Source organism: Micromonospora sp. WMMB235 (assembly GCF_001855515.1).
Lineage (GTDB): Bacteria > Actinomycetota > Actinomycetes > Mycobacteriales > Micromonosporaceae > Micromonospora > Micromonospora aurantiaca.
In genome coordinates this window covers 6,998,500-7,016,598 of sequence record NZ_MDRX01000001.1, presented here as the reverse complement: position 1 = coordinate 7,016,598, position 18,099 = coordinate 6,998,500, and the positions used below count along the sequence as shown (strand labels likewise).

At 68.4% G+C, this 18,099-nt stretch carries 18 protein-coding genes and 1 pseudogene; 10 read left to right on the top strand and 9 right to left on the bottom strand.

Annotated elements, in window-relative coordinates:
• Window positions 1-105: 105 nt before the first annotated feature.
• The 8 genes and pseudogenes from BFV98_RS31240 to BFV98_RS32930 all read right to left on the bottom strand — a co-directional run bounded on the left by BFV98_RS31240 (window position 106) and on the right by BFV98_RS32930 (window position 6,849).
• Window positions 106-777, bottom strand: a complete 672-nt coding sequence (locus BFV98_RS31240; RefSeq protein WP_255368321.1) for a hypothetical protein — start codon at window positions 775-777, stop codon at window positions 106-108.
• Between the two features lie 7 nt (window positions 778-784).
• Complete coding sequence (locus BFV98_RS32940) at window positions 785-1,102, bottom strand: hypothetical protein (RefSeq protein ID WP_255368320.1); 318 nt, start codon at window positions 1,100-1,102, stop codon at window positions 785-787.
• Window positions 1,103-1,198: 96 nt separating this feature from the next.
• Entirely contained in the window at window positions 1,199-2,728 is a 1,530-nt protein-coding gene (locus tag BFV98_RS31235) for a tetratricopeptide repeat protein (protein WP_013287183.1), read from the bottom strand.
• 345 nt (window positions 2,729-3,073) lie between these two features.
• Window positions 3,074-4,192 (bottom strand): annotated as a pseudogene (locus BFV98_RS32485) (IS630 family transposase).
• Window positions 4,193-4,278: 86 nt separating this feature from the next.
• A complete protein-coding gene (locus tag BFV98_RS31225) occupies window positions 4,279-4,737 on the bottom strand; it encodes a DUF3592 domain-containing protein (RefSeq protein WP_013287184.1) in 459 nt (152 codons plus the stop codon).
• A gap of 32 nt (window positions 4,738-4,769) precedes the next feature.
• A complete protein-coding gene (locus BFV98_RS33160; protein ID WP_357002107.1) occupies window positions 4,770-5,411 on the bottom strand; it encodes an SUMF1/EgtB/PvdO family nonheme iron enzyme in 642 nt (213 codons plus the stop codon).
• 501 nt (window positions 5,412-5,912) lie between these two features.
• A complete protein-coding gene (locus BFV98_RS31210) occupies window positions 5,913-6,323 on the bottom strand; it encodes an SMI1/KNR4 family protein (RefSeq protein WP_083395210.1) in 411 nt (136 codons plus the stop codon).
• 196 nt (window positions 6,324-6,519) lie between these two features.
• Window positions 6,520-6,849, bottom strand: a complete 330-nt coding sequence (locus BFV98_RS32930; RefSeq protein ID WP_030275327.1) for a hypothetical protein — start codon at window positions 6,847-6,849, stop codon at window positions 6,520-6,522.
• 33 nt (window positions 6,850-6,882) lie between these two features.
• Between BFV98_RS32930 and BFV98_RS31200 the strand changes: the two genes are divergently transcribed.
• Window positions 6,883-8,136, top strand: a complete 1,254-nt coding sequence (locus BFV98_RS31200; protein ID WP_071094274.1) for a hypothetical protein — start codon at window positions 6,883-6,885, stop codon at window positions 8,134-8,136.
• Between the two features lie 122 nt (window positions 8,137-8,258).
• On the opposite strand, the gene BFV98_RS32140 is transcribed toward BFV98_RS31200, so the two are convergent.
• A complete protein-coding gene (locus BFV98_RS32140; RefSeq protein WP_143025306.1) occupies window positions 8,259-8,693 on the bottom strand; it encodes a hypothetical protein in 435 nt (144 codons plus the stop codon).
• A gap of 366 nt (window positions 8,694-9,059) precedes the next feature.
• On the opposite strand from BFV98_RS32140, the gene BFV98_RS31195 reads away from it, so the two are divergent.
• The 9 genes from BFV98_RS31195 to BFV98_RS31160 all read left to right on the top strand — a co-directional run bounded on the left by BFV98_RS31195 (window position 9,060) and on the right by BFV98_RS31160 (window position 18,073).
• Window positions 9,060-9,428: a cyclic-phosphate processing receiver domain-containing protein gene (locus tag BFV98_RS31195; protein WP_030275322.1), complete on the top strand. Its 369-nt coding sequence runs from the start codon at window positions 9,060-9,062 to the stop codon at window positions 9,426-9,428.
• Window positions 9,429-9,640: 212 nt separating this feature from the next.
• Window positions 9,641-10,348, top strand: coding sequence for a GntR family transcriptional regulator (locus BFV98_RS31190; protein ID WP_013476197.1), 708 nt, complete (start codon window positions 9,641-9,643; stop codon window positions 10,346-10,348).
• A 250-nt stretch (window positions 10,349-10,598) separates the two neighbouring features.
• Complete coding sequence (locus tag BFV98_RS31185; RefSeq protein WP_013476196.1) at window positions 10,599-11,489, top strand: dihydrodipicolinate synthase family protein; 891 nt, start codon at window positions 10,599-10,601, stop codon at window positions 11,487-11,489.
• Complete coding sequence (locus tag BFV98_RS31180) at window positions 11,489-12,490, top strand: proline racemase family protein (RefSeq protein ID WP_030275320.1); 1,002 nt, start codon at window positions 11,489-11,491, stop codon at window positions 12,488-12,490. The genes BFV98_RS31185 and BFV98_RS31180 overlap by 1 nt, the downstream gene beginning before the upstream one ends.
• Entirely contained in the window at window positions 12,487-13,893 is a 1,407-nt protein-coding gene (locus BFV98_RS31175; RefSeq protein ID WP_013476194.1) for an aldehyde dehydrogenase, read from the top strand. The genes BFV98_RS31180 and BFV98_RS31175 overlap by 4 nt, the downstream gene beginning before the upstream one ends.
• Window positions 13,890-15,305, top strand: coding sequence for an aminopeptidase P family protein (locus BFV98_RS31170; protein ID WP_013476193.1), 1,416 nt, complete (start codon window positions 13,890-13,892; stop codon window positions 15,303-15,305). The genes BFV98_RS31175 and BFV98_RS31170 overlap by 4 nt, the downstream gene beginning before the upstream one ends.
• Entirely contained in the window at window positions 15,302-16,450 is a 1,149-nt protein-coding gene (locus tag BFV98_RS31165) for an FAD-binding oxidoreductase (RefSeq protein ID WP_030275318.1), read from the top strand. The genes BFV98_RS31170 and BFV98_RS31165 overlap by 4 nt, the downstream gene beginning before the upstream one ends.
• Window positions 16,437-16,691, top strand: a complete 255-nt coding sequence (locus tag BFV98_RS31755) for a (2Fe-2S)-binding protein (protein ID WP_013476191.1) — start codon at window positions 16,437-16,439, stop codon at window positions 16,689-16,691. Before BFV98_RS31165 ends, BFV98_RS31755 begins: the two co-directional genes overlap by 14 nt.
• Complete coding sequence (locus BFV98_RS31160; RefSeq protein ID WP_071098688.1) at window positions 16,688-18,073, top strand: NAD(P)/FAD-dependent oxidoreductase; 1,386 nt, start codon at window positions 16,688-16,690, stop codon at window positions 18,071-18,073. Before BFV98_RS31755 ends, BFV98_RS31160 begins: the two co-directional genes overlap by 4 nt.
• Window positions 18,074-18,099: the final 26 nt, after the last annotated feature.

Sequence of the window (18,099 nt, the reverse complement as noted above, 5' to 3'; positions counted from 1 at the left end):
CCGAGCGCTCCACCGCTGCGAACGTCCCTGTCGTCGGAGACGTAGCACTCCACGAAATGTTCACCCGGCAACCCCCTCGATGATCACGACGACCCGCGCCCGTAGCTATTTCTCGTAGGGGTCCCAGTGAGCGGCGTAGTGCAGCAGCGAGCGTGCCAGCTCGGGATGGGTCGCCGCCCAGCGATTGTCGAACAGGATCCACTGGTCGAACCCGAAGAAGCCGTCGATGTATCGGGCGACCTGCGCGATGTGCGCATCCAGCCGTATCAGCGATTCGGCGAGACGCTCCGTGTGCAGCAGGTCGGTTATCTCCTGAAGAACGGCTTCATGCGCGGGGGCTCGGTCGAGACTGGCAGGTGATGGGGCGTAACCTGGCAGCTGGGCGTAGCGCTCCAATGCCCGACCCATATCGTGTTCCCCGGGAGCGACAAGCGCCCGTAGCAGCCGGACGTCGTGTGGCCATCGGTGGCTGCCGGGGCCATCGACGGCCAGGTGGGTGGCGAGGTCCGGCAGGCTCACGCCGGGAAACTGGATGGCACCGGTCAGATCCAGGTTCCGGTATAGGTCAGGCGACTGCCAGCACAGGCGGACCGAGAAGGTGCAGTCCGTGCCGGGCGGGGCGAGCCGGACGCTGCGGACGGGAACGCTGTGGCGGAAGACGGTCTCCGACCCGCCCGCGCCGGTGGGCAGCGGCCACGTGTCGTGCAGGAGGAACGCGAGCCGGTCAGGTGAGGCAGACGCCGCGTCGTCATCGACGAAGTAGTACGCGAGATCCACCTCGTCGTCATCGGTGCGAAACCCTCAGGGCGTGCTCACCGAGCCGAATGAAGTCGCCCTTGTCGTCGCCCTCCACCCACAGGTACTCGGTCAGCAGCTGCCGCAGCTCGTCCACCGACTCCGGCGGCGGCAGGTTACGCTCCCCGGCCGCCTCAAAGATCGACTCCAAGCCGTACACATCGCCGCCCAGCTCACTGTCGATCCACCCCGTCGGGTCGTCGTGCTTCCAGCCGCGGCGAAACCAGTCGAGCACGTTCGCATCAGGCAGGGTGACAACGCGCTTACTGTATGGAGAATCCTCTCGCCAACGGCACACGAAGTACATGCGCTGACCCTAGGCAGCGGATCCGACAGGATCTTCCCGACCGCACCGAACGGCCGCTCCGGAACCACCACGCGATGACGCACGCTGTGGCGTCGCTTAGCCGGAGGCCGACGCACCTTGCTGGTACTCCGCCCACAACTCCTGCGCCTCGCGCGCCATCACCTGCGCACGGCGCGCCTTCTTCTTGCTGAAGCTTGGCGTGCCCCCGGGCCGTCGCGTCTGCCGCGATCCGCGACCGGACAGTTTCTCGAGCCGTGCCGCCTGATCCTCCAGCGCATACGACAAAATCTTGAGATTGGCGGCCCGGTTACCGGCGACGGCCTCGCGAGCGACCGCGATCGCTTCCTCGCCGAGCGCCAGCGCCTCGACCGTACGGCCGGCGTCGTCCAGCCACACCGCCTGCCGCCGCAGCATCTCCGCGTGTCGCGACAGGATTGCAGGCCGGTCGACCGTCGCTACCTCACGCTGCAGTTCAAGGGTCTCCTCGCCAACGGCCAGGGCCTCGTCGAGCCGGCCGGACCTGGCCAGGCCGTTAGCCAGGTTCAACAGCGACAGCGCCAGGTCCCGCAGGTGTCCGGCCCGGTTGTCCGCAACGAGTTCCCGACGCAACTGCACTGCCTCTGTCGTAAGGGCGAGGCTGGCCTGTCGATCCTCGGTGACGGCTCCCTGATTGCCCACCGCCTCGGCCAGCCTCGACAGGTATACCGCCCGGTCGACAGCGGCCAGAGCGCGATACAGCTTCACCGCCTCATCGGTCGCGGCCGCGGCCTCCGCCCGCCGGTCCATCTCGCTGAGCCGCCCGCCGTACGTGTCCAGACACGAGGCGAGGAGCGGATGATGCACCTCGGGCTGGGCTGCGACAAGTTCACGACTCAGTTCGACCGCCTCCGCGGCCGCCGCCAGAGCCTCCGCCGTCCGTCGTACTCCCGCCAGACAAACCGCCTGGTTCTTCAGAGCAGTCGCCAGGTAGCCGAGACGCCGCGGCTGGCTGCCCGTCATCGACTCACGGAAGTGCGCGACCGTCTCGGCGCCGACGTCGACCGCTTCCTCCCACCGCCCTGCCTCGAACAGCCGGTTCGCGTGCAGGCTCAAGACCCTGCCCAGGGCGTCGTGCATTTGCGAGCCGACCGGTTGATCCACAGCCAGCCTGCGCAGCAACTGCAGGGCACGGTCGCTGACCTGCAGCGCCTCGGCGTGCTGGCCGGTCGCCGCCAACGCCATCGCGTAGGGCTCAAGCAGGCGCGACAGCAGGACGTCAGGACATACGTCCATCAACGCCAACGCCTCACGGCCAGCAGTCAGCGCCTCCGGCGTTCGGCCACAACTCATAAGTCGCCTGGCGAGCGCGTCCAGGGCCTCCGCGAGCTGCTCCTCGTGACGGCGGTCGATGGCGTAAAGCTCCCGGGCCAGCCGGACCGCCTCCTCCGCACACTCCAGCGCCTCCGTCGGCCGGCCAGCGTCCGACAAGTAATAGGACAGGTTGCTGCATGCCAGGACGAGAGTGGGCAGAACCGTGCCACGGTCCCGTGCTGTCAAGCCAGACAACATCTCCACAGCCCGGCGGCCCGTCTCGACCGCATCGTCGAAACGACCAGCGCGCGACAGCTCCACCGCCTCATCGACCACCGCCCCGACCTGGCGCAGCGAAGCGTCAACCCGCGTCCCCCGCCGCAGCCATCTACGCCAACCCGTCGACTTCACTAGGGCGAATATAGGCCCAAATGATCAGCCCGTCGGCCCCCGTATGCCGAGCCGCAGACACTTCGGGCACGCCGAAGAGGTCACCGAGCAAGTGCCCTAGCCAGCAGGTATCCGGTGGGATTCGAGTCTCAGCGCGGACTACCACCCTTCCGCCATCTACGAGTTGACGACTCTCCGCGCGGAACAGCCGCCCCGATCCGCGGCCGGGGGGCGCCAGTCGGGTTCCACCAGCCCACCTAGTGCTCTGACCACAAACGTTGGCCGGGTTGGTCATGCGGCTCGGGTGGCGCGTTGGCCCCAGCGGCGTTGTCGTTCGCTGCGGATTTCGGCACGGTGGCGGCGTTGGGCGGTCAGGACATCGGGGTGGCGTGCGTTGGCGTTGCGCCAGCGCAGGTAGGCGTGCAGGTTGCGGGCCAGGACGGTGTGGTTGGGGTGATCCGAGCCCGCAATGACGAAGGTTCGTAGCGGCCCGAAGTGCGCCTCGATGGGGTTGGCACAGGAGGCGTAGGTCGGGGTGAAGCACATCTCGACCTTGTTCCGGGCCGCCCACTGCCGGATCTTGAACCCCTTATGGGCGGACAGGTTGTCCAGGATGCCGTAGATCGGTGCGCCGTCCGGGCGAGCGGCCCGGATCGACTTCAACGCGGCCAGGGTGTTCGCCGCGGACTTGCGGGTGCGAATGACGCCCCACAACTGGTCGTCGCCGATGCTGTAGCAGCCGTGGGACTGCCGCACGCCGTGCAGCTTGTGGTAGTTAGCCGGCAGCCTACGCGGGCGACCTTTCGGCGCCCAGCCGACGCCGCCGTGCGGTCGGACCGCCAGCGGCCCGAACTCGTCGAAGGCGAACGTGCGGTGCGGAAACTGCTCGATCACCTGCTCGATACGGGCCAGCTTGGCCTCGCGGTCGGGGTCGGTGGACTCCTTCCACGTCTTGGTGCGCTGGAAGGTGATCTCGTGTTTGCGCAGTAGTTGCCGCAGCCGCTCCCGGCCGACGACCACCCGCCGGTCCGGGTTGTGCGCCAGGTGCTCGGCGAGCTTGCGCACGCTCCATCAGGTGAAGGGCCGCCCCAGCTTCGCGGGGCGGGTGTTGGCCGTCACGACGATGAACGCCTCGTCGTCGCTACTGATCCGGCGGGGACGGCCACCCGCCCACTGAGGGTCCAGGCTGGCCATGCCGATCTCGTTGAACCGGTGGATCACCTGCCGCACGGAGTCCTCGTCGGCCTGCACGAGCCGGGCGATGACTGGCACGCTGTTGCCTCCCGCAGAGGCAAGCACGACCATCGCCCGCCGCAGCCGCACGGCCGAGCCCGTGCCCCGGCGCACAAGCCGTTGCAGCCGCTGTCCTTCTTGATCACTTAATCGACGTACCCGAACCGGCTCTGCCACCCCGACAGCCTGACGCCGCAACCCCAGCCCGACCGCCACCCAGGCCCGGCGTGTCACCAACACCGCGAACGTTTGTGGTCCGAGCACTAGCCGCGCCGAGGGCCCGTTCTGATAAGCGCGAGCGAGATCACGATCATGACGAGGCCGAGGCCAGCCAGGACAGTCGGCGCCTGCAGGAGCAGATCCTCCGTCGCGTACCCGTCGGGCGTGGCAGCCCGGGTCGGATCCGTCCTGTCGACGCGTACGTCGAGTAACTCCCCGACGCGGAACTCACTCTCGTCGAGTTCGCTGGAGAACCGCTCCCGATACCGCACGCCGTCGAACGTGTAGTCCACAGTCAGCCTCGTGGCGGAGAACGAACGCGTGATCCTGAACCGTTCGACGTGGACCACTTGGCCTGTCGTCTCGGCGCCGACGCGAACCCGCTCGTCGATCGCCTCGTTCAGCCGAACGGTGAGCAGCATCCCCACGCCGATCAGAAGGGTGCCGAGGACAACCGCGAGGACCAGCTTCAACTCTCGCCAGCCGAACGGGCTCTCCACCACCGGCCCTCCTCGCGTCTCGTCCGGCGGCCTGGCTAACTCCAGGGCGGCAGTGGTGCGACCGGGCGGACCGCGGTGAACTGATCGTGCTCATACCGGGTGGCGGCGAGCAGCAGCAGCCATTCGTCGCAGCCCTGCCACGGGTAGAGGTCGGCGGCACCGCCGCGTACGGCCCTGGGCCCGTCACCGGTGCGTGGGCGGGCATCCGCCGGGGCGCCCACAAAACCGGGAATCCACACGTCGGCGCAAATCTCGGCTGCCGAGCCCATCGCGGCCAGCCCGAACGCGTTCTCAGCGGCGGCTGTCCGCCGCTCATCGCCGAAGTCGTCGAGCAGATGGCCCTCGCCGGGTTTCTCGTCGCCGCGGAAGGTCAAGGTGGTGGTGCCGGCTCGGGCTGCGTACTCCCATTCGGCCTCGCTGGGCAGCCGGAATGGCACAGCTCGTCCAGGTCGTTCTCGGGCCGGGCCGTGCCGGAGTCCGCGTTGGCGTAGTCGTCCTCGTACTCGGGCAACCAGTGCTGGACCTGCGCGACCGTCAGCGGGTGCCGAGCAATCAGGAATGGTTCGACCCGCACCTACAGACCCATGCGAAAGGTCCCGCCCGGCACCGCCCGAAAGACCACGCCGGACGGGATATGCCGCCAGGCCGGCCGCCCGGCCACGATCTCTTCGGTCCACACGACGCCGAACGCTAGCAGTCCGGCATCACCAACCGCGCCGCCTGGTACGAGTACGAGCGCTCGGTCGGCACGGGGTCACGCTCCGGCGGTGACGGTCACCAGGCCGATGGTTACCGGAACGGTCGTCTCCCTCGCTGGGCACGGTCTTGCCTGTTGGGTTCACGATTGCCCTGGCCACCGCCGCTGGTGGCGGCCGAATTCGGACTTGGATGCCGGTGGGAGGTTCGCGGCGCTCTTCGTCGGCGTACTCACGTACGGCATTGCCCAGCTGGTGTTGCTGGGCAGCTGCTTCGCGCTGTCCGGACGGCTCGACCGTGGGTCATCGTCTGGCCTCGTAGCTGGCTGGATATTGGGACTGGCCACGAGCCTGTACTACCTGTGCGGCGGGTTCGGCACCTAACGAATGCCCGGCCACCTGCACGCCATCACGCATACGGTAGGCGCGACCGAACGTTGCGCCCGGTCGGCGGCAGAAGATCAAAGGGATCCCTCCGCACAGTCAGATCCCGAGGCGTTCGATCAGCATCTCGATGTTGGGCGCAACCTCGATCCAGTCCGCCGCTGTGCTGAGGTAGATCACCGACGGTGCGGCCGACGAAGGTCTGTAGTCCAACGCAAACGGCCGGTCAGGTCCGAGGTCACCGATCAGGAGAGACCGGTCGGGATCCACGTCGCCGGGCGGGCTCTGCCGGTCCGGTTGACCGAGGTAGAACCCGCGATAGTCCTCAGGGATGTCATCGAGCCAGCGCCTGTTGGCCGTCATCCGACTCAAGGGAAGGAACTGCGGCGCTACGGCGTCATCACCGAAGACTTCCCGGTACGTCGACGACGAGCGGTCTGGAGCTACCCACCGCCCCTGCTGCAGCACCCGGAGCAGCGCAGACGGGACCGGCAAGCTGTCAATGATCATGTAACTATCGTCGGTGCTCCGAGCAGTCCCCCCACAAGACATCGACGCACACCACCAGCGGCATGAGCGGGGGGAAAAGCCGGCGAGCACAACTGCAGAGAGATTCAGGTGAATGCCAGCGGATGCCGAGCCAGCAGGGCCGCAGCGGCGATGTAGGTGAGTTAGCGCATGGTGCCTCCCGTGGACGGCTTCGCGGTCAGGCGACGCGGCGGATGCGGCGGATGGCGAGGTAGAGCAGCAGGGCGGCGACGGCGACGAAGATGCCGGTCTCGATGCCCTGGAACAGCCAGTACCGTGTTCCGGGCTGGTAGAGCTGCCAGTTGTAGGCGCCCGAGGTGATGCCGAGGTCGGCGCCGCACGCGAGGTACTGGGACCGGCGGTCGCGGTCCCTATCACGCAGGCCGGTGCCCGGGTTGACGCTGGACGCGCGGTGCCAAGTCCTCGGCTCTGACGCGGTTGCCGCCTCGCTTTGCACCTGGTCCCGCAGCTCCCAGACCGCTCCCAGGGGATGCCGGGCATGGTCCACTGTTCCGGCGCGTAACACGGGGGGTGCGGTGGAATGCCTGGTACGACGCTTCTGCCCTGGCAGGCGGGTCTCTGGGTGGCGGGTTGCCTCGAGCGTCTCGCACCGTACGTGCACGCGTGCGGCACGCTACGAGCGGCCGCGTTCTATCGAGACAGCGTCGACGCGTTCTGGACGGGGCACGGCGAGCTCGCCGCGCCCGACGCGGACCGGATCGCGGCAGTAGGCGCGAAGCTCAGAGCCCTGTGCGATGAGTACAGCGCCGAGGCGCAGATCTTCGAGGTCATAGTCAGAGCGGCCGAGGCTGCTCGGCAGCCCATGCCCGAACCCATGGAACAGCTTGTCACGCGGACGGTGGACCTCTGGTCGGAGCTGGGGTCCGACGACGACTCGGGAGACCGGGAGGCGCAGGCGCAGCGGGACACCCTGGCGATGACGCAGCAGCCTCCCGCGCAGGCGGCGGCCCAGATCCGGATCGTTTCCGCCCGGCTCGGCGCCGAATGGGCAGCCCGACTTGCCAACCACGGCCTGCTGAACGCCGACCCTAAGCGACCGGAGATCGTGATACCCCCGCACGATCTGCCCTACCAGGTCGGTGACGTGGTGGCGGTGTCATGCCCGTGGACCCCAACGGTGACCACACGCGCCGGCAAGTACTACGCGGCGGTGCGCTGGCCGTGGGGGGCCGTGCTCGATCCCGACTCGGCGTACCTGCCGAACGGCAGCGTCGCCTTCCCCGTCGACGAATCTACCGAGCCGTGGTGGCCGTACCAGCTGCGCCCGCCGGCGGCCGAACTCGACGAGGGCGACCGGTGCGCGGTTGGCGTACCGCCGACCCGGTGCTACGTGGTGCGGTCCAACCGATACGACCCGCCGATGGACGACGGCTTCCTGCCGAGACTGACAGCGAGCATCGCGCTGCTGCCGGTCGGCAGCGGATACGCCGACGCGGCAGACGTGTGGCTGGAGCGTGCCGAGCCATTCGAGATGAAGCTGCTGCACCGCCCATACGGTGCGCTTCGCTCCGGTGACACCGTCGATGACGCGGACGGTCGCCTGCTGCAGTTCGTACCGCCGTTCCTGTTCTACGCCGACGGTGCTCGAGTGCGGCCGTCGTGGCCACTAGCTTTGGTGACCCGCGACGGGGTCACGCCACCCTCGGACGCGGTCGACGCCGTCGCCACCGCGACCGCCGTCGGCGGTCATGCCGACGAAATCGCGCGCTGGCTTACCTACAGCGAGGCTCCATACACAGCCACGATCGCCGAAGAACTCTTCGACGAAACCTGAGCCGTCCACGACAGCGAGCGACCGACGCCGCGCTGGTCGACGTGCACCCGACGCCCGCCTCCGGTCATCGGTTCAACGGTTCAACGGTCGGACGTCCGGGCGTTGACCGAGATCAGGTGCACTCATCTGCCGTGGGTAGCTCGGTGCCGCCCGAGGTCATTTGGCGCCGGATTCAATTGGTGGGCCCGGCGGGTCGGCGTTTGCAGTTTCCCCTTTGAGGTGGGCCGTTCGGTAGCGGCCTCAGTCAGCCAGCGGTGATCGTAGTTCAGGTGGTCCCAGCGGGACCGCAGCCACTGACGCTTGGTCGCGGTAGCAGTTCGCCAAAGGTATCGCAGCCCGTCGGCGAGTTGATCGCGTCGCTGCGGCGCGAGAAGCCCTGGAAGCTGGTGACAGAGGTCGGCGATCATATTGGCGCGCTCACGACGTCGATCGAGTGCGTCCGCCGAATGGGCATCCAGCAGTGGCGCAGTGAGGAACCGGATCTCCAGGAAGCCCAGATGGAGTAGGTCCGCCGTCGCCGCCTCCATCGCAGCCTGGGTCGGCTGATCCGACTCCATGACAACCTCCTCTGACGAGGCGAACAGGATGCCTCACGCCGTCCGCTTCTGCCGCGATTCGCGCGGTCATGCCGGTTGCAGTTGACGATCCCGCCCCCCCCTGGGGAGCGGGGCGCTGTCCGGCCCGCCACGTCACCGGACCTCGAACGTCGCCAGCCTCGCCCGCGGGTCCGCCGCGCTGGTCCGCCACCAGGGCACCGAGCAGCACCTCGACACCTGGATCAACCGCGCCCCACGCCGGATGCCCCGAATCCGCGGCTTCGCCGCCGGCCTGGATCACCGCAACACCCCCCGACAGCTCTCGGCGCCTGCTTCGCCGGCGAAACCGGATGGCGACGCGTGGCGGTGCCCGCGCATCATGACCGGGTGGACGCCCGGCGAGCGATCGCTCTGATCGATGACCTTCGGTCATTCGTCGATGGCCGCCGCGCGGAGGTGGCCCGTACGAGCGCTGCCGGAGTCGAGCTTCTTACCCGCTACGGGGATGGTCGGCTGGACGAGCTGTGGCTGGACCACGACCTGGGCGGCGACGACACCATCTGGCCGGTGATAGAGGTCCTGGAACAGGCCGCCTTCTACGACCGCCCCTTCAACATCGGTGTGGTCGTCGTCCATTCCGCCAACCCGGGCGGTGCCGCAAGAATCGCGCTTGTCCTGAGGCGCTGGGGTTACCGGGTCCGCGTCGCGTCGGGTTGCTCAGACGTCGGCTACGACAAAGGCCCTCCGGCGAGCTGATCGATCCGGCCACGCCGTCACGTATAGCAGGCTGCGACCCACCGGCTGTCGCCCGGTAGATGTCGAGGCGATACCCACTGGGTAGGCTCCGAGATCGGCGCGGTGGTTGACGGTGGCGCTGAGAGACAGGGCCGCCGTCAGCAGGGATGAAGGGCGGGCCCCGGGCGGCTTGTTCTCAGGGTTGGCTCGACGGGACCGGAGCGGATGCAACTGTGAAAGGCAACCAGCGGACTGGCGATGCGAGCGCTGCCGCATCCACGCTGGACCTGAAGCCGCTTCAGAGTCGGCAGAGCCTACGCGAGGACGTAGCGCACGCCCTGCGCGCGGCTATCGTGGCTGGCAGCTTGAGGCCGGATTCGACCTACTCCGTCCCGATGCTGGCCGGACGCTTCGGCGTCTCGCCCACGCCGGTTCGCGAAGCGATCCTCGACCTGGCCAAGGAGGGCTTGGTCTCGATCGTCAAGAACAAGGGGTTCCGCGTCAAGGCCCTCAGTGAGCGGGATCTGGACGAGATCACTCAGATTCGGGAGCTTCTCGAGATTCCGGTGGTGGCCGACCAGACGGGCAGACTGTCGGAACCGCAGGTGCGGGAACTGCGGAGGTTGGCGGACAACATCGTTTCTGCTGCCGGACGTGGGGACCTGGTGGCGTACATCGAATCGGACAACGCCTTCCACCTGACACTGTTGCATGCCGCCGGGAATCAACGGCTGGTCGAGACGGTTGCCGACCTGCGCAATCACACCCGTTTGTACGGTCTCGACGCGCTGGTGGAGAGTGGAGGTCTGGTCGACTCCGCGAACGAGCATCTCGAGTTGATCGAGCTCATCGCCGGGGGTGACCGTGAGGCCGTGGTCGGCCTGATGCGGCACCACTTGCGGCACGTCCGAGGTATCTGGGCGGCCCGTCGTGAAGACTAGGACCAACGTGTTCTGTTGACACGTCCGGCCGGTCGGCTCCCGCTACGCCGCCACCGTGGCTCCTTGGAGTCAGCACCGGCACACCGAATGTGCTCGCCGGCAGCAGCTCCGGGCCCCGCTATCGCATACGGTCACGCCCTCAGCCGTTCATCGACTGCTTCGAACGGCGCCGAGCCGGGGCGATTGCACCTCTTGACGGGGCGGGCGCAGCCACTATGGTGCTATGTAACATATTACTGATGGAGGCCGCATGGAAATGGCGCCGTGGCGTGGGGTTCTCGTAGCGACCGCTCTTCCGTTCCACGCCGACCAGGGCATCGATTTCGGCGCTTACGCTGCACATGTCGGATGGCTCGCTGACAACGGCTGTCATGGCGTTGTCCCCAACGGTTCCCTCGGTGAATACCAGGCGCTCAGCAGCGAGGAACGGGCTTCGGTGGTGCGAACGGCGGTGCAAGCCGCCCCTGATGGGTTCGCCGTCGTACCAGGCGTCTCGGCCTATGGTGCCGACGAGGCACGGCGCTGGACCGAGCAGGCTGCGGAGGAAGGCTGCCCGGCCGTCATGTTGCTGCCACCGACGACGTACCGCGCTGACGAGGCAGCAGTGCTGGCCCACTACCGTGAGGTGGCGAAGGCAGGTCTACCGATCGTCGCCTACAACAATCCGATGGACACGAGGGTGGACCTGACACCCGACCTGCTGCGGCGTCTACACGACGAGGGTTTGATCGTCGCGGTCAAGGAGTTCAGCGGTGACGCCCGCCGGGCGTACCAGATCGCCGAGACGGCGCCTGGTCTCGACATCCTCGCCGGCGCGGACGACGTCGCGCTCGAATTCCTGATCGCGGGCGCGGTGGGCTGGATTGGCGGCTACCAGAACGCCATTCCGGCGAGCTGCGTTCGTCTTTACGAGGCCGCGACGGCGGGTGATCTCAGGACGGCCGTCCTCCTCTACCGGGCACTGCATCCGCTGCTCCGTTGGGATTCGCGCACTGAGTTCGTTCAGGCGATCAAGCTTTCCATGGATGTCGCAGGTCGTCCCGGTGGCTTCACGCGCCAGCCGCGCCAGCCGCTGGCCCCCACCGACGCCGCGGTCATCCGTACCACGACCGAACGGGTGCTCGCGGCAGGGCACCGCTGATGCGCAGTAGCCGCGTCATTCACGTCGTCGACTCCCACACCGAGGGAATGCCCACCCGGGTGGTGACCGGAGGCGCGCCGCTCCTGCCGGGCGACACCATGGCGCAACGTCGGGAGTACCTGACGAACCACCGGGATGACCTGCGCACGTTTCTGATGTACGAGCCGCGCGGGCACTCCGCCATGTCGGGTGCGATCCTCCAGCCGCCCACCCGCCCGGACGCCGATGTCGGTGTGGTCTTCATCGAGGTGTCGGGGTGCCTGCCGATGTGCGGACACGGTGCGATCGGTGTGGCCACCGTACTGGCGGAGACCGGGATGGTGCCGGTCACCGAGCCGGTGACCACGATCCGCCTCGATACGCCGGCCGGACTGGTGGTGGCGTCTGTCAAGGTCGAGCAGGGCCGCGCCACCGCTGTCACCATCCAGAACGTTCCCTCCTTCCTGGTGGAACAGGACGCCTTGGTCGAGGTCCCCGGCTACGGCCACGTCCGTTACGACCTCGCGTTCGGCGGCAACTTCTATGCGATCGTCGACCTGCCGGAGTTGGGCCTGCGACTGGACCGCATGGACAAACAACGGCTGCTGGAGGTGGGGCTCAGCGTGATGAGAGGCGTGAACGACACCGCCCGGCCCGTGCACCCCGAGCAGCCGCACATCTCCGGATGCCACCATGTCTACCTGGCTGCGGAAGGGGCGACCGCCCGGTTGTCACGCCACGCCATGGCCATCCATCCCGGCTGGTTCGACCGATCCCCTTGCGGGACCGGCACGTCGGCGAGGATGGCGCAGCTGCACGCCCGCGGGTTGCTCCCCCTCGGACAGGAATTCGTCAACGAGTCCATCATCGGCAGCCGGTTTTCCGGTCGGCTGGTCGATACGACCACCGTCGCCGGTCGGCCCGCGGTGGTGCCGACAGTCACCGGGCGGGCGTGGCTTACCGGTACCGCCCAGTTCTTCCTCGACCCCGAGGACCCTTTCCCGGCGGGATTCATGTTGTGAGTCTCATTCAGAGCCGTTCCCCTCAGAAGCCGGACGATGTCGTCGCGGAGCGTGTCCCGGTCACTCCTGATGGTGTGCGGAAGCTCGCTGATTCGGTCCGTGTCGCGCAGGACGCCTGGCGCCGTCGGGATCCCTCCGGCCGCGCCGCTGCCCTGAGTGAGGCGGCGGACCGGCTGCGGGCTCGGGCCGGTGAAGCGGCTGCTCTGATCGTCCGTGAGGTGGGCAAGCCGGTCGTGGAAGCGAACGCCGAGGTCAGCCGGGCCGCTGCGATCCTCGACTACTACGCCCAGTCCTGCTTCGCGGCGATCGGCGACCTGCTGGCGCCGACGCTGCCGGCGAATCAGCCGGGACTGCTGTTCACCGAACGTCGGCCGCGGGGCGTGGCTGGTCTGATCACGCCGTGGAACTTTCCACTGGCCATCCCGCTGTGGAAGGCTGCACCGGCCCTCGCCACTGGTAACGGAGTGCTGCTCAAGCCGTCGCCCGAGGCGCTGGCTTGCGGCGAGTTGGTGGCGGGCCTGTTCGACGGGCTGCTGCCCGACGATCTGCTCCATGTGGTGCCGGGAGGTGCGGACACCGGACAGGCCGTCGTCGAAGCGGCTGACGTCGTGTCCTTCACCGGCTCCGCGACGGTCGGCAGGGGTGTCGCCGTCGCCGCCGTTCGCGCCGGGCTACCGGTTCAGGCGGAGATGGGCGGACAGAACGCAGCGGTCGTGCTGCCGGACGCCGACCCTGCCACCACTGCCACGATGCTGGCAGGTGCCGCCATGGCATATGCGGGCCAGAAGTGCACCGCGACTCGGCGGATCATCGTGGTGGGCGATGCCACCGCGCTCACCGAAGCCCTGGTGGCCGCGGTGGCGGGGCTACGCGTCGGCGACCCGGCCGATGCCGGCGTCGCAGTCGGTCCCGTCATCACCGACGTCGCGCGCCGTCGAGTTCTGGACGGCGTCGCGGCAGCCCGCGCGGCAGGAGGCCGGGTTCTCACTCGTCTCGCGTCCCGGGCTGACGGCCTCTATGTGGCGCCGGTGCTGCTCGATTCGGTCGACCCTGGCCATCCGGTCGCGTGCGAGGAGACGTTCGGCCCGCTGGCCAGCATCTTCACCGTGTCGGACCCGGCCGCCGCGGCCGCTCTGGTCAACCACGTTCGGTACGGGCTGGTGACGTCCGTCCACGGCCGCGACATCGGCCGGTTGTTCGAGGTGGTCCGGGCCATCGACACCGGTCTCATCCGGGTCAACACGCCCACTACCGGAGTCGATTTCCACGCGCCGTTCGGCGGTGAGAAGGCGTCCAGCCAGGGCCCTCGAGAACAGGGCACAGCCGCACTGGACTTCTACACCTCGTTGCGCACCATCACCCTCTGTACTCCCCCACCCAGCCCCGCCGAGGAGGCCGCATGAAACGGGTCGACCTGCACACCGGTAGTCATGATCTGCCGGTCAGCCCCGCGTTGGAGGAGTTCATGCTCTCCGGGTGGGCTGACAGCGAGCGGCACGTCACACAGGTCGACGAGGTCGCCGGCTGGGCGGCGGTACGCCGGAGACAGCTGCACTGCCGTTTCTCCGGGGAACGGCTCGTCGTCCCGGCCGGAAGCTTCAAGAGGCGTTCCAACGACCAGCACTATCGGTTCCGCCCGCATTCTGCCTATGTCTGGCTGACCGGCGACCAGTCCTCAGACGGGGTCCTGGTCATCGAGCCGGACGGTGAGGAGATGCTCTTTCTTCGCCCCCGATCCGACCGGAGCACGCCCGAGTTCTTCCGTGACCGGATGTATGGGGAACTGTGGGCCGGACGCCGGCCCACCTTGGGAGAGAGCCGTCGGCGGCTGGCTGTGACGACCCGTCATCTGGCCGAGCTGGAGTCGGTCCTGTCCGGGCGGGGCGTTCCGACCCGCGTGCTGCGTGGAGTCGACGTGCACGTGGATGGGCTGACGGCCGACGCCGCGGGGCCGGGCGACCTGGAATTCGCCGCGGTGCTGGATGAGATGCGGCTGGTCAAGGACGACTGGGAGATCGGCCAGCTGGAAGAGGCGGTGGCCATCACCACCCGCGGTTTCGAGGACATGGTGCGTGCCTTGCCGATGGCGAAGCGTACGTCCGAGCGTTACCTGGAGGGGGTGTTCTGGCAGCGAGCCCGCCTGGAGGGCAACGACGTCGGATACCACTCGATCGTGGCCGCCGGTGCGCACGCCGCCACCTTGCACTGGATCGACAACGACGGCGCGGTCCGCGACGGGGACCTGCTGCTGCTCGACGCCGGTGCCGAGACGAGGTCGCTCTACACGGCAGACATCACTCGTGTTCTACCGGTGTCCGGCCGGTTCAGTCCGCTGCAACGCGATCTGTACGAGTTGTGCCTGAAGGCGAACGACGCAGCTCTGGACTGCCTCAAGCCGGGCGCCGACTGGCGTGCGTTCCATCAGGCGGCGATGACCGTGCTGGCGTACGGCCTCGCCGACCTGGGCGTGCTGCCCGTGTCGCCGGAACGCGCCTTGACCGAGGAGTCCGGGCTCTACCGGCGGTGGACGCTGTGTGGATCAGGCCACATGCTCGGTCTGGACGTCCACGACTGTGCGGCTGCCCGCGCTGACAGCTACCTGCACGGACGGCTGGCTGCCGGCCAGGTGCTCACTGTCGAGCCCGGCCTCTACTTCCAGCCTGACGACGAGTTGGTTCCGGCTGAGCTGCGCGGAATCGGGATTCGGATCGAGGAGGACGTTCTTGTCACCGACAACGGCTGTCGAGTCCTCTCCTCCGGGCTACCTCGACGTCCCGACGAGATCGAGGCGTGGATGCACCGGGTGTCGTCGTGATCGACGCCGACGCGGACGTGGTGGTGATAGGCGCCGGGATGACCGGTGCCGCCTGCGCCTACTACGCCGCACGGGCCGGCCTGACGGTGACAGTGGTGGACCGGGCCGGCGTCGCGTCCGGCACCACCGGGGCCGGCGAAGGCAACATCCTCCTCTCCGACAAATCACCCGGCCCGGAACTCAGCCTGGCGCTTCATTCCGTCGCGCTGTGGCGCGAACTGGGCGAGACCATGGGCGATGCGCAGATCGAACTGGAACGGAAGGGCGGCCTGGTGGTGGCGGCCTCGGCGACAGAGCACGACACACTGTCGGCGTTCGCGGACCGCCAGCGTGCTGCGGGCGTCGAGGCGCACGCCGTCGCCTCGCATGAGTTGCCCAGCTACGAGCCGCACCTGTCCCCCCATCTCGTCGGTGCGGTGCACTATCCCCAGGACATGCAGGTCCAGCCCATGCTCGCCGCCGCACACCTGCTCCGTGCGGCCCGGGCAACGGTACTGACCGGCACCTGCGTTGTCGGCCTGCTCCGGGACGGCACCGGGGGGATTCGAGCTGTGCGGACTGATCATGGCCTGCTGTCAACGACCAGGGTGGTGAACGCCGCCGGCGTATGGGCTGGCAGAGTCGCCGCGTTGGCGGGCGTCGAGCTGCCGATCCTGCCTCGACGTGGCTTCGTCCTGGTCACCCAGCCGCTGCCGGAGCTCGTGCGGCACAAGGTCTACGCCGCCGGTTACGTTGCGAACGTCGAGCGCAGCACCGCTGGGCTGGAGATCTCCCCGGTGGTGGAGGGGACTCGCGCCGGCACGATCCTGATCGGGTCCAGCCGGGAGCATGTCGGCTTCGATCCGGCCATGTCTCTGCCGGCGCTGAGAGGGCTCGCAGCGGCTGCGATACGCCTGTTCCCGATCCTGGGCGGCGTCTCCGCGATTCGCGCCTACCGGGGTTTCCGGCCGTACAGTCCGGACCATCTGCCGATCATCGGCGCGGACAAGGACGTGCCGGGGCTCTTTCATGCCACCGGCCACGAGGGCGCCGGTATCGGCCTCGCCCCGGCGACCGGGCACGCCATCGCCGCACTGCTGACCGACCGCCGCCCGCACGTGGATCTACGACCGTTCGCACCGGAGCGTCACCATGTTCACCTTTGACGGCCGCTCGATCCCTCACGACGGGCGGCAGAGCGTAGCCGCGGCCCTTCTCGCCGCCGGGATCCGATCCTGGCGGAGCACACGGGTCGAAGGGCGACCCCGGGGGGTCTTCTGCGGCATCGGCGTGTGCTTCGACTGTCTCGTCACGGTCAACGGTGTGCCGTCGCAGCGAGCCTGTCTGGTGGTCGCCCGCAGCGGTGACGTGGTCGAACCTCAGGACGAGCTGCGGGAGGGGACATGAGCACGTACGACCTGGTGGTGATCGGTGCAGGACCGGCCGGTCTGGCCGCGGCGGTCACGGCGGCCGATGCCGGCTGCCGGGTGGCCGTCCTGGATGCCGGGTCGCGTCCCGGCGGACAGTACTGGCGGCACCGATCCGGTGCGGACGCCCGCAGCCACACGGACTGGGCGTTGTTCGCCGGTCTGCGCGCACGGTTCGACCAGCTCGATCACCACCCGGACGCGGCAGTGTGGTTCGTCGAGTCTCGCCCGGACGACGTCGGTCCGCAGTTCGCCGTCCACACGCACTCCACGGTCGTGTACGGCCGGCGACTCGTCATCGCCACGGGAGCTCATGACCGGGTTGTCCCTTTCCCAGGTTGGGATCTGCCGGGGGTGGTCACCGCCGGTGGAGCTCAGGCCCTGCTGAAGGGTCAAGGGGTGGTGTTCGCGCGACGCGTCGTCGTCGGGGGGACGGGACCGTTTCTGTTGCCGGTCGCGACCGGCTTGGCCGACGCCGGCGCCACGGTGGTCGGCGTGTACGAGGCGAACGACCCGGTCCGGTACGCACGGCACGTCGGTGCGGTTCTCGGCGCAGCGAGCAAGTTGACCGAGGCAGGCCGGTACGGCTGGCGGATGCTGCGTCGTCGGGTGCCGTATCGGCGGCGTATGGCTGTGGTGGCCGCGCACGGCGACGATCAGCTCGCCGGGGTGACAGTGGCGGCGATCAGCCCGCTGGGCTTGGTGGTGCCCGGCAGCGAGAGACACGTCGGCTGCGACGGTCTCGCCGTCGGCTTCGGCTTCACCCCGCAGGTGGAGGTGGCTGTCGCCCTGGGATGCGAGACATTCATGGACCGCGACGGCAGTCTCGTGGTGAGGATCGGGCCGGATCAAGCGACCTCTGTACCGGGCGTGTACGCAGCGGGCGAGGTGACCGGCGTCGGCGGGGCGAGGCTGGCGCTCGTGGAAGGGCACCTCGCCGGGGACGCGGTCGCCCGGTCTCTCGGTCGCGCGGGGCCGCTGCGTGCGGGTGAGCGCAGTAGGTTGCTGCGGATCCGGCGTCGACTGCGTCGTTTCGCCGCCGCTCTGCATGCGGTTCATCCCGTGCCGGCCTTCTGGCCCGATCTGTGTGACGACCAGACTCTCGTCTGTCGGTGCGAGGAGGTGTCGGCAGGCGCTGTTCGGCAGGCGGTGCGTGAACTGTCCGCGGGCGATGCCCGGGGCACGAAGCTGTTGACCCGCGCCGGCATGGGCTGGTGCCAGGGGCGAATATGTGGTTACGCCACAGCATGCCTCACCGCCCGAGAAGCGGCCCGGCCGGTGAGTTCGGTGGATGTTCAGGGACATGCGTCTCGTACGCTGATGCAGCCGATCACGCTTGCCGACCTCGCCGGCGACGACTGATCTCGCGCACGACGAATCACGGCCGG